At 64.1% G+C, this 12,336-nt stretch carries 8 protein-coding genes; 6 read left to right on the plus strand and 2 right to left on the minus strand.

Features of this window, described 5'->3' with window-relative positions; genetic code table 11:
* Window positions 1–47 precede the first annotated feature (47 nt).
* Genes E4T66_RS08140 through E4T66_RS08150 form a run of 3 tightly spaced genes read left to right on the plus strand, consistent with a single transcriptional unit; the run spans window position 48 to window position 4,782 of the window.
* A complete protein-coding gene (locus E4T66_RS08140; protein ID WP_136848507.1) occupies window positions 48–1,640 on the plus strand; it encodes an FAD-binding oxidoreductase in 1,593 nt (530 codons plus the stop codon).
* A gap of 28 nt (window positions 1,641–1,668) precedes the next feature.
* Entirely contained in the window at window positions 1,669–3,207 is a 1,539-nt protein-coding gene (locus E4T66_RS08145; RefSeq protein ID WP_136848508.1) for a glycerol-3-phosphate dehydrogenase/oxidase, read from the plus strand.
* 15 nt (window positions 3,208–3,222) lie between these two features.
* Window positions 3,223–4,782, plus strand: a complete 1,560-nt coding sequence (locus E4T66_RS08150) for an FGGY-family carbohydrate kinase (RefSeq protein WP_136848509.1) — start codon at window positions 3,223–3,225, stop codon at window positions 4,780–4,782.
* Window positions 4,783–4,799: 17 nt separating this feature from the next.
* Here the strand turns inward: E4T66_RS08150 and E4T66_RS08155 are convergent, their stop codons facing one another.
* Window positions 4,800–5,150: a DUF962 domain-containing protein gene (locus tag E4T66_RS08155; RefSeq protein WP_136848510.1), complete on the minus strand. Its 351-nt coding sequence runs from the start codon at window positions 5,148–5,150 to the stop codon at window positions 4,800–4,802.
* A complete protein-coding gene (queF, locus tag E4T66_RS08160; protein WP_136848511.1) occupies window positions 5,147–5,569 on the minus strand; it encodes a preQ(1) synthase in 423 nt (140 codons plus the stop codon). Before queF ends, E4T66_RS08155 begins: the two co-directional genes overlap by 4 nt.
* Window positions 5,570–5,692: 123 nt before the next feature.
* On the opposite strand from queF, the gene smc reads away from it, so the two are divergent.
* The 3 genes from smc to ligA are packed head-to-tail and all read left to right on the plus strand — an operon-like array spanning window position 5,693 to window position 12,313.
* Complete coding sequence (smc, locus tag E4T66_RS08165; RefSeq protein ID WP_169577541.1) at window positions 5,693–9,202, plus strand: chromosome segregation protein SMC; 3,510 nt, start codon at window positions 5,693–5,695, stop codon at window positions 9,200–9,202.
* Entirely contained in the window at window positions 9,199–9,990 is a 792-nt protein-coding gene (locus tag E4T66_RS08170) for a cell division protein ZipA (RefSeq protein WP_136848513.1), read from the plus strand. The genes smc and E4T66_RS08170 overlap by 4 nt, the downstream gene beginning before the upstream one ends.
* Before the next feature lie 16 nt (window positions 9,991–10,006).
* Window positions 10,007–12,313, plus strand: coding sequence for an NAD-dependent DNA ligase LigA (gene ligA / locus E4T66_RS08175; protein ID WP_136848514.1), 2,307 nt, complete (start codon window positions 10,007–10,009; stop codon window positions 12,311–12,313).
* Window positions 12,314–12,336 lie beyond the last annotated feature (23 nt).

Raw genomic sequence — 12,336 nt, forward strand, 5'->3', positions numbered from 1 at the left:
CACCGTGGCTCGATATACTCGCCTTCCGCAGAACGCCGGGGGTGAGCATGCGACGCTGGAACGGGTGGGGTGACGAGAATGATCATCACGAGCTCAACGAGGATGCGCGCGCTTTTTTGCGTGAGCGGCTGGGGCCGGGAAATCCGCGCGCGGATGCGACGCTTGAGGCAGCCCTTGCGGCAGTTCCGTCGAGCCGCATCTCCGAATCGCCACTGATCAAAACGGATGCGCGCCAGCGTCTGCTGCATGCGCGCGGGCACAGCTTCCCCGATTGGGTCGCGATGCGCGCCGGCCGAATGGGTCCGTTCGCCGACGGCGTTGCCTTGCCGGAAAGCCACGACGATGCTGCGCGTACGCTGGCAGAAGCGCGCAAGCTGGGCGCAACGGTCGTGCCGTACGGTGGCGGCACCAGTGTCGTCGGCCATCTGAACGTACCGCAGGACGACCGGCCGGTCGTCAATATCTCGCTGGAGCGGATGCACCGGCTGATGTCGCTGGACGACAGGAGTTACCAGGCGACGTTTGGCGCAGGAACTCCGGGGCCGCAGGTTGAAGCGCAGCTGCGCGCGCATGGATTCATGCTCGGCCATTTCCCGCAGTCCTATCAATATTCAACCGTGGGCGGCTGGGTAGTGACCCGATCGTCTGGACAGCAGTCGCTGCGCTACGGGCGCATCGAGCAGTTGTTTGCTGGCGGCCGTCTGACGACCCCGCGCGGCGAGTTGCGGGTCGGCGGCGTGCCGGCATCGTCTGCGGGGCCTGATCTGCGTGAATGGGTCATGGGCAGCGAAGGACGGCTTGGCCTGCTGACGGAGGTCGATGTGCGCTTACGTCGGCTACCGCAGTGCGAATACTTTCATGTCGTGTTCTTCCCTGGCTGGGAGGCGGCGCTCGAAGGTGTCCGCGCGTTGTCGCAGGCAGAGTTGCCGTTGTCGATGTTGCGTGTTTCAAATGAAGTCGAGACTGACACCCAGCTGCAGTTGGCCGGGCATCCCAAACTGATTCGCTGGCTGCAGCGCTACCTCGGGATGCGCGGCATTCAGCAGGGGCAGTGCATGATGGTCATGGGATTGACCGGGAGCGAGGCCGAATGTCGTCGAATGCGTCGTGAGGCGCTTACAGTCGCCAAGCGGTTCCGCGGTGTCCATGTCGGCAAGGCAATGGGGCAGGCCTGGGCCAAGAACCGATTCCGCGGTCCGCTGCTGCGCAATTCGCTGTGGGACCTGGGATATGCGGCCGACACGGTTGAGACTTCGGTCAATTGGCCGAAGGTGACCAGCACCATGCGCGCGATCGAGTCTGCCGCTGCGGAGGCCTTGAAGGCAGAGAACGAACGCGTCCATGCGTTCACGCACCTTTCACATATGTATCGCCAGGGCTGCAGTATCTATTCAACCTTCGTGTTCAGGTCGGCGGGTGATCCGGACGCCGATCTGCAGCGCTGGCGCCAGCTGAAAACTCGAGTGTCGGAGGCGATCGTTGCGCAAGGCGGGACGATCAGCCATCAGCACGGCGTTGGAGTCGATCACGCGCCGTATCTGCCGGCCGAAAAAGGTGCACTGGGCATCGATTTGATTCGCGCTGCGGCACGCGATATCGATCCGGACGGCATGATGAATCCCGGAAAGTTGTTTCTGTAATGCTCGCAATTCGCGTTGAGGCGCGCCCATGAGCTCACGCATCGAGTTGTCACATCTGCGCGATCATTACGATCTGGTGATCATCGGAGGCGGCATCACTGGCGCCGGCATCCTGCGCGAGGCCAGTGGGCGCGGTACGAGCGTCCTGCTGGTGGAGGCGCGCGACTTCGCGTCCGGAACCTCGTCTTGGTCGTCGAAGCTGGTACACGGCGGCCTGCGCTATCTTAAAAATGGCCAATGGCGGCTGACCCTGGAGTCTGTGCGCGAACGCCAGCGCCTGATGCGCGAGGCTCCCGGCCTGATCGATCCGCAGCCATTTCTGATGCCGATCTACGCCGGTGCCAAGCCAGGTCGCTGGTTGATGCAGATGGGCCTGCTGATTTACGACCTGATGGGCGGCGTACGCCGTTCGAGCTGGCTTGATCAAAATGCCGCACTCAAGCGAGTGCCGGCATTGGCACCCGATCGCCTGCTCGGTGCCGTGGCCTATGAAGATGCGCGCACTGACGACGCGCGTCTGGTCTTGCGTCTGATCTTTGAAGGACGGGCCGCCGGTGCCGATGTGCTGAACTACACCCGGGCGCAGCTGCGTTCTGAGGGCGGCCGTGTCAGCGGCGTGCAGTTGATTGACAGTCTGAGCGGGCAGCAGCGCGAAATCGGTGCCGGTGTCGTGATCAATGCAACGGGCGCCTGGGCGTCCGATATACCGGGTGCTCCGGCAGGGGCGCCTAAGCTGCGCCCTCTGCGTGGGAGCCATCTGGTATTTCCGAGTGCGCGGTGGCCCCTGACAGAGGCCGTGGGTTGGCTTCATCCGCGTGACCAGCGGCCGGTCTTCGCGTATCCATGGGAAGGTGCGGTGCTGTATGGCACCACCGATCTCGATCACCTGGGAACTCCAGATCAGGCGGTCATCAATCCTGCCGAGGTCGATTACCTGATCGAGGCGCTGGATCGCCAGTTTCCCGCATTGCGATTGCGTGCGAGCGACGCGCTGGCGAGCTATTCCGGCGTGCGCCCGATCGTTGACGGAGGCAAGGCGGATCCTTCAGCGGAGTCGCGCGAATCGGCAATGTGGCAGCAGCCCGGTCTGGTCGGTATCACCGGAGGCAAGCTGACCACGTTCAGAGTGACCGCGCGTCAGGTATTGCGCGAGGCTGCAAAGCAGTTGCCACAACTGGATCCGGGCCCCGAACGGCCGGTTTTCCAGCAACCCGACAATCCCGTCGACACGCATCACGGCCGTCGACTTCAGGGCCGCTTCGGTGCGCTGGCAGCTCGGTTACAGGCCGAAACCCCGGCGGATGAACTGCAGCCGATCGGTAGCACGCCGTATACCTGGGCCGAGCTGCGCTGGTCCGCGCGGCACGAGGCGGTGGTGTGCCTGAGTGACCTGATGATGCGGCGTACACGCCTGGGCCTCGTGTGTGCCGATGGTGGCAGCAGCTACCTTCCGCGCATTCTTCAAATCTGCGCTGAAGAGCTGGGCTGGGATGAAGCGCGATGTGCGGCCGAGTCCGATGCCTATCGACAGTACTGGCGGCGGCAGCATGCGCCGCCCGGCATCTGAGTCGGCTTCGTGCCGATGAACTCGAGCCGTCTGCTCAGCATCGATGTGGGCACCCAGAGTGCGCGTGCGATCGTGTTCGACGCGCGGGGCCAGCTGCTGCGCAAGGCGCAGGAAATTTTTGAGCCCACCTATCGTTCACCGCAGCCGGGGTGGGCTGAACAGGACCCTGAGGTCTACTGGGCTGCGGTCGTGCGCTGCTGTCAGCGACTGTGGGTCCAGGGCGAGGTGCGGCCGGAGCAGATTTCCGCGATCAGCCTGACCACCCAGCGTGCCACGATGGTCTGTGTCGGCGCAGACGGCGAAGTTCTGCGTCCGGCCATTGTCTGGCTGGACCAGCGCCGCTGCACTGACCCACCGAAGCTGTCGGCGCTTTGGCGTGGCGTGTTTCGCATGATCGGAGCGACGCCGCTGATCGAGCATTTGCAGCGAGAGGCGGATGCCAACTGGCTGGCACAGCACGAGCCGGAACTGTGGCGGCACACGACGCATTTCCTGCTGCTGTCCGGCTGGCTGACGCATCGCATGGTGGGCGAGTATGTCGACTCAACCGGCTGTCAGGTGGGTTTCATTCCATTTGACTACCGCCGACATGACTGGGCCGCGCCAGGCGATTTCAAATGGCAGGCGCTGGCGGTTCGCCGCGAACAGCTGCCGAGCTTGCGGCCGCCTGGCAGCGTGCTCGGAACGCTGACCGCAGATGCCGCACGGGTGCTTGGGCTCCCAGTTGGAGTGCCGCTGATTGCCGCCGCGGCGGACAAGGCTTGCGAAGTGCTGGGCAGCGGCGTGTTGGAGCCCGATGTCGCGCAACTCAGCTTTGGCACGACGGCCACCATCAACACCACGCAGGCGCGTTACCTCGAAGTTCAGCGCATGCTGCCTCCTTATCCGGCGGCGCTGCCGGGCGCTTACAACACCGAGATCCAGATTTATCGGGGCTTCTGGATGGTGTCCTGGTTCAAGCGTGAATTCGCACATCGCGAGCAGGCGTTGGCGGCCGAGCGTGGCGTCGCGGTCGAGGATCTGTTCGACGAATTGATCGGGCATGTGCCCCCAGGTTCGATGGGGCTGATGCTGCAGCCGTACTGGTCGCCTGGCGTGCGGGACCCGGGGCCGGAGGCCAAGGGCGCGATCATCGGATTTGGCGATGTGCATACACGCGCGCATTTCTATCGGGCGATTCTCGAAGGCCTGATCTACGGCCTGCGCGGCGGCAGCGAGCAGATCCAGAAACGCAGCGGCCAGCCGATCCGCCTGCTGCGCGTGGCAGGTGGCGGATCGCAGTCGGATCAGGCCATGCAGATCACCGCAGATGTCTTCGGATTGCCGGCAGAGCGGCCGTCGATCTATGAAACGTCCGCCTTGGGCGCCGCCATCAATGCTGCCGTGGGGCTGGGCATTTATCCGGACTATGCAACGGCGGTGCAGGCGATGACCCGCGTGGGTGCGCGCTTCGAGCCGCGGCCCGAGGCCGTAGCGGTATACGACGCGCTGTACCGGGAAGTTTACGGGCGGATGTACGGCCGCCTACGGCCGCTGTATCACGCCATCCGGCGCATTACCGGATATCCGCCGTAGCGCCCCGACCGGTTGCCTCAGGTCGCCGTCTGCAGATTTTTCCACCACTGTCCCGAAATGACGAATCGCGGGAAGGTGATGAATTGCTCGGCGACGATACGCTGCACGAAGTCCCAGGCGTTTGAAAACGGTTCCGGCTGAATCGCTTCGCGGTCATGCCCCAGGCCCTGGGCGAACAGGGCCAGCGCCATCAGCAACACGCCGCCGAGTGCGGCGAACAGGCCTGAAAACAGCAACGCGCTCACAGCATTGATGGTGCCGAGCCAGAACAGCGGTACCGCAGCGATGTGGATCAGCAGGTTGATCCGATCCTGGTGGCGCTCGCTGTAGTCGGACCACTGTGCCTGCAGCAGTGCATCGAAATTCATGGAGTGAACCCCGCTCCGGTTGGATCGACATGCCAGGCCGACGGCGGCAGTTCGCCTTTCCAGGCTTTCTTCCGATGCTCGACGCTGACGTGGGTGTAAATGCCGCCGCGGACGTTGAAGACCGCGGTCAGGCGCATGAATCGCGGTTTGGTCGCTGCGACCAGGTCGTCGAGGATCTGGTTGGTCACGGCCTCGTGGAAACAGCCTTCGTCGCGGAAGCTCCAGAGGTAGAGCTTGAGCGACTTCAGCTCGATGCACTGCTTGTCGGCCACGTATTCCAGATACAGCGTGCCAAAATCAGGTTGACCGGTTTTCGGGCACAGGCAGGTGAACTCCGGCATGCGCATGCGGATCGCGAAATCGCGGCCGGGCGCCGGGTTGGGGAAGGTCTCAAGGGTCTTGGTTGGCTGCGTAGACATGCGCGCGGGTTCGGAAGTAATTGAAATCAATGGCAGATGATCCTGCCGCTCGGCATAATTTACACTACGCGACCTCCAATACTCATAACCAGCGTCCGCAGCAGGACGGGGCCCACATCACCCATGCGTCTCTCGGGAATCAAACTCGCCGGGTTCAAGTCCTTCGTGGACCCGACCCAATTGCCGTTACCGGCCAATCTGACCGGTGTCGTGGGGCCCAATGGCTGCGGCAAGTCGAACATCATCGACGCGGTGCGCTGGGTGCTGGGCGAGACCAGCATGAAGAACCTGCGCTCCGCCGACAGCGAGGACGTGATCTTCAATGGTTCGAAGACGCGCAAACCGGTCGGTCGCGCCTCGGTGGAGTTGATCTTCGACAACAGTGACGGCACCGTCGGCGGCGCTTATGCCGCGTACGCCGAGATCTCGGTGCGGCGCGAGCTGGTCCGCGACAACAGTTCGCAGTACTACCTCAACGGCAGCAAATGCCTGAAGCGAGACGTCACCGATCTGTTCCTCGGCACCGGACTGGGCGGCAAGAACCAGTACGCGATCATCGAACAGGGCATGGTCTCGCGCATGATCGAGGCCAAGCCGGAGGAACTGCGGCAGTGGCTGGAGGAAGCCGCCGGCATTTCCAAGTACAAGGATCGCCGCCGCGAAACCGAGTCGCGCATCAAGCAGACCCGTGAAAACCTGGCCCGTCTGAACGACCTGCGCGGCGAGATCCAGCAGCGTGTCGAAGTGCTGGCCAAGCAGGCGGCCAATGCCGAGAAGTACAAGGAATTCAAATCTGGTGAGCGTCAGCTGCGGGCTGAGATCCTGGCGCTGCGGATGCGTCAGTTCGATGCCCAATGTGGGGGGCACGAATCGTCCATCATCGAGCTGGATCAGGCCCTGGAATCCGCGAAGCAACGCGTTTCGCAGTGTACTGATGCACGCATCGCTGCCGAGATCGAGAACAAGGCGCTGGGGCATACCCTCAACGCCGAGCAGTCCAAGGTCTACGAAGCCGAAGCGGCGCTGGCGCGGCAGGAGCAGAGCTTCCAGCACGCGCAGGAGCTCAAGCAGCTCAAGGCGCGCGAGCTGGACCAGATCAATCGTCAGTTGTCCGAGCTTGATGCGCGCCAGCAGCGCGAACAGCAGCGCCTGGAAGCAGCCGCACGCGAACTGGTCGAGCTCGAGCGTCGGGTCGATACCGCCGAGCGCAACGAGGCCGACAGCCAGTCAGCGCTGATCGAGGCCGAGGATGGTGTGCATGAGGAACAGCGGCGCTGGGACGGTTTCGTCCAGGACGCCGAAACGCCGCTTTCGCAGACCGAGGCCGAGCGTGTCCGTGTACAGCAGCTGGAGCGCGCACGCTTCCAGGCCGACGAGCGTCTGAAGCGGCTGGAGGCTGAATGTGCGGCGCTGAATATCGATCCCGTCCAGCTCAGTCTGAGTGAGGCTGATCGCGAGCTGCAGTCGCTGACCGATGAGCTGAGTACCGCCGAAGAACGTTTGCGCACCATCGACGGCGATCTGCAGCAGGTGCGCGACGAGCGCACCGCGGCTGAAACCGCGCTGCACGAGACGCGCCAGTCCCTGCAGTCCGCGCGCGGCCGCATGGCCTCGCTGGAGACCTTGCAACAGGCTGCGCTGCGTCAGGATGACGCCGGCCTGAATCAGTGGCTGCAGCAGCAGCAACTGTCGCAGTGCCCGCGACTGGCAGATGCGTTGCAGGTCGATGACGGCTGGGAGACCGCAGTCGAGCAGGTTCTTGGCGGGCTGCTGCAGGCGCCGCTGCTGCCGGACTATGGTCAGCGCGTGTCGACGCTGCTGGAAGGGCCGAAGTCCGGTATTGCGGTGCTTTCGGACCAGGCGGGTCGTGGCAGCAATGGACTCGCGGCAAAAGTCAGCGGGCCGTTGGCGGTGCTGGATCTGCTGAATGGCATTCATGTTGCCGAGAATCTGACTGAAGCGGCAGCACTGGCGGCTTCACTGTCACCGGGCGAGTCAGTGATCACGCCGGATGGCATCTGGAGCGGGCGTCAGTGGCGCCGCTATCCGCGCAGCGGCGACAACCAGGGCGGCGTCATTGCCCGCGGCCAGCTGCTCAAGCAGCTCAAGGCGCAGGTCGATTCGCAGCAGCAGCAGGTTCTGGAGCGCGAACAGGTTCTGGGTGAGCTGCGTGGCCGCACGCACGCGATGGAACAGGAGCGACGCGATACTGCCTCCAAGTTCGACCAGCTCCGTCATCGCCAGGCGCAGAAGCTGGCGTTCCGGCAGGCCCAGGCGGTACGGCTGGAACAGATGCTGTCGCGCGCCGAGGCGCTGGGCAGCGAGATTGACGGTCTCGATCAGGTACGCACGCAGCAGATCGACGAGCTGGAGCAGGCCCGCGGGCGTCTGCTGGCGATGGAACAGGTTGCGCAGGAATTGCGCGATCGTCGCACCCAGATGCAGCAGGAGCTGCAGAAGAAGCGCGATGCGGTTGGGCGCGCGCGTCTGGCGCTGACCCAGGCGCAGCAGGCGCGCAGCCAGCTTCAGGTTCAGCTGGCCGGGCAACGCAGTGCACAGGATGCAATGGCGCAGGCGCTGCAGGATATCGCCGCCAGCCGCGAGAACCTGCAGATCCGCAAGCTGGATGAAGAGCAGAACGCCGCCCAGCTGGATGCGCCGCTGACTGATCACGCCGAGCATGTCGAACAGGCGCGTGCCGCGGTCCAGCTGGCCCGCGAAGGCCTGCGTGCGATCCGCGAGCAGGTCGAGGCGACTGAACGCGCATTGCAGGCTGCGGTCCAGCAGGCACATGCGGCTGAAGTCGAAAAGGATGCCGCGCTCGAACGCGTTCAGCAGGCGCGACTGGAATTCGAGAACCTGCGCGCACATCGCGAAAGTCTGGACGAGCAGATTGCCGAGACGGGCTTCGAGCGCGAAGCGCTGTTTGCGGGGCTTGCCGAGGAGGCCACGCTGCCGGACTGGGAAGACAGGCTGGCATCGATCACGCGCAGGATCGAGCGCCTTGGCGCGATCAATCTGGCGGCAATCGAAGAGCTCGAAGAGGCGCGTGGGCGCGACAACTACCTGACCGAGCAGCATGACGACCTGCATCAGGCACTGGAGACGCTGGAGTCGGCCATCCACAAGATCGACACCGAGACCAAGGAACTGTTCAAGCAGACCTTCGACCGCGTCGATACCGTATTCCGCGACCGCTTCCCGAAATTGTTCGGCGGCGGCGAGGCGTACCTGGAGCTGACCGGCGACGACATGCTCAATACCGGTGTGCGTGTCATGGCGCGGCCGCCAGGCAAGCGCAATTCGACGATTCACCTGCTGTCAGGCGGTGAAAAGGCGATGACGGCAGTGGCGCTGCTGCTGGCGCTGTTCCAGCTCAATCCAGCGCCGTTCTGCCTGATGGACGAGGTCGATGCGCCACTGGACGACGCCAACGTCGGCCGCTTCTGCGAAATCGTCAGAGAAATGTCGCAGAACGTCCAGTTCATTATCATTACCCACAACAAGATCACGATGGAGCTGGCTCAGCAGCTGCACGGTGTGACCATGCAGGAACCCGGCGTCTCGCGCCTGGTCAGTGTGGACATCCAGAAGGCCGTCGAGTTGGCGACCGAGCAAGGAACACAAGAATGACTCCATTGCAGTGGGCACTACTGGTCGTTGGGGCGGCCGCCGTCATCGCGATCTATCTGTTTACGCGGCGCGATCGTGACCGTGGGCACAAGAAGTCGTCGCGTCGCAGGCATGCGCCGCCGATCGGGGGCGATGCGCGTCCGAGCGGGCCCGCGGCGGGTCTGGACCAGCTGGAGATGTTCGGCGGTGGCAGTGGCGAGTTCGACGAGTTTGGCGTCGGCAAACCGCGCAAGCGCGTTACTCCCGGCATGCCTGGAATTCCCAGTGCCAAACCAACCGCAGGCGCCGAGGGCCAGGTACCGCCGCTGCTGCAGAGTCCCGCGGTACCGCGGGCTTCCGAGGCCGCTCCGTCAGCGCCGCAGCCTGAAGACAAGCTGGTCACCTTGCTGATCGCGGAACGCGAGGGCACGGCGATCTTTGGGCCGAAGATTCATGCGGCATTGCAGCGGCAGGCGCTGGTGTTTGGCGACCGCCGCATCTATCACCGCTATGAACCCGCGGCCGGCAGCGACGAGGCTGTGTTCTCGGTCGCGAGTCTGATCAAGCCGGGCGTGCTGGATCCCGCGGAAAAGCAGGGATTTTCGACGCCGGGGCTGACACTGTTCATGATTCTGCCCGGTCCGGCCAAGCCGCAGGCCGCGGTAGCAGACATGCTGGCCACAGCGCGCGCGCTGGCCAATGAACTCAACGCCGAGGTCTATGACAGCAATCGCCAGCCGCTGAGTGCCGAATCCGAGCAGGCTTTGACCCGCGAGATCGATGCATGGGCGCGCCGCTACGGTCTATGAGCCGGGAACGCCGCGCTTGAGCGAATCTGACGATTCGGTCCGCGCCCGTGTCGCGGCGCTGCGCGAGCAGCTTCATGCGCACAACTACCGGTACTACGCGCTTGACGAGCCGAGTATTTCGGACGCGGAGTACGACGCGCTGTTCCGTGAGCTGCAGCAGCTCGAGCAGCAGTATCCTGCGCTTCGCAGTGCCGACTCGCCGACGCAGCGGATCGGGGTAGCGCCGCTGTCGGCGTTCGCGCCCTTGCGTCACCGGCTGCCGATGCAGTCCCTGAACAATGCGTTTGGCGATGAGGAGCTGCGTGAGTTCGATCGCCGGGTGCGTGAGGGCCTGGGGCGCAGCAGTGTTGACTATGTGGCTGAGCCCAAGCTCGACGGGCTGGCGGTCTCGCTGATCTATCGCGACGGCGTGTTCGAACAGGGCGCGACGCGCGGTGACGGCGAAACCGGTGAGGACATCAGCGCCAATCTGCGCACAATTCGCGGATTGCCACTGCACCTGCACGGCGCTGTGCCGGATTTGATCGAAGTACGTGGCGAGGTTTTCCTGCCGCATGCCGGCTTCAGCAAGATGAATCAGGACGCGGCCGCGCGTGGCGACAAGCTGTATGTGAATCCGCGCAATGCCGCTGCCGGCAGCCTGCGTCAGCTGGATTCACGAGTCACCGCGCAACGGCCGCTGGCGCTCTACGCATACGGTGTCGGCTACAGCGAAGGCTGGCAGTCACCCGCACGACACACCGAGGTGCTGGAGCAGTTGCGCAACTGGGGGCTGCCGGTTTCGACGCTGATCGAAGCGGTACATGGCGCGGAAGGGTGCCTGGACTATTTCAGGCGGATGCAGGCGCGGCGGGGGGGGCTGCCGTTCGACATCGACGGCGTCGTCTTCAAGGTGGATGAGTTGGCGGCGCGAGAGGAATTGGGCTCTGTTGCGCGCGCACCGCGCTGGGCCATCGCGCACAAGTTTCCCGCAGAAGAAGCCGAGACCGTTCTGGAAAATGTCGACTTTCAGGTCGGCCGCACCGGCGCGCTGACCCCGACGGCGCGACTGCGCACGGTGTTCGTCGGCGGCGCCAATGTCAGCAACGCGACCTTGCACAACATGGACGAGATCGCGCGCAAGGACATCCGTATTGGCGACACCGTGATCGTGCGACGCGCCGGGGATGTCATCCCGGAAGTCAAAGGGGTGGTTCTTGAAAAGCGCCCGTCCGATGCTCGCGTAGTCGAGATGCCGGCGCTGTGTCCGGTCTGCGGTTCGGACGTCCGGCGCGACCCGGAAGGCGTGATCTATCGCTGCATCGGGCGCCTGGTGTGCAAGGCCCAGCTGAAACAGTCGCTGCAGCACTTCGTCTCGCGCAAGGCCGCCGACATTGAGGGCGTTGGCGAGATGCTGATCGACGAGCTGGTTGAACGCGAGCGGCTGAAAGCCCCTGCGGATCTGTATGCCCTGACGGTTGCGGATATCGCCGATCTGTATAAGTCAGCGGAAGTCGCGCCCGCCAAGCTGATCGACGCGATTGCCAAGCGTCGCAGTCTGCCGCTGCCGCGTCTGGTCTATGCCCTGGGAATTCCTGAAGTCGGCGAAACCACGGCCAAGGATCTGGCGCGTCACCTTGGCAGCTTTGTGCGTATCCGCCGGGCCCGGTCTGAAGTCCTGACCCTGATCGAGGGGATTGGCGACAGCGTTGCTAAGGAGATTCGCTGGTTCTTCGGAGACGAACACAATGCCTCTGCGGTCGACGCCTTGCTGGCGCAGATCACGATCGAGGACGAGCATCCGGTCTCAGCGGCGCTGGCGACACGTGCGAGCCTGAGCCAGCTGCTGGCGCTGCAGCAGATTCGCGGTCTCGGACCGGTCAAGGCCGACGCGCTGACGGTTGGCTGTGACTCCGTCGAAGCACTGATGCAGCGGATCGATGGGGCAGACGTGGGTCAATGGCTCGATGACAGGACAGCGGCCGGCGTGCGTGAGTATTTCGCCGAATCACGACACCGTCAGGAGCTGCTGGCGCTGGAGCAGCAATTGCGCGCATTCGGCGTATTCGACGCACAAACACAGACTGCCGACACACCAGCGGGTGCACTGAGCGGACGCAGCTTCGTGCTGACCGGGACGCTGGCATTGCCGCGCGACGAAGTGGCGGCGCAGATCGAAGCCGCCGGCGGTCGGGTCTCCAGCTCGGTGTCGGCCAAGACCGACTACCTGGTCGCTGGAGAGGCTGCCGGCTCCAAGCTGGCCAAGGCGATCAAGCTGGGCGTGACGGTGATCGACTACGATGCACTACGTCGGCTGATCGACGGCCAGGATCTGCTGCAATGAATCGATTGGTCACTGATGTGAGC

Source organism: Sinimarinibacterium arenosum, from assembly GCF_005047655.1.
Classification (GTDB): domain Bacteria; phylum Pseudomonadota; class Gammaproteobacteria; order Nevskiales; family Nevskiaceae; genus Solimonas.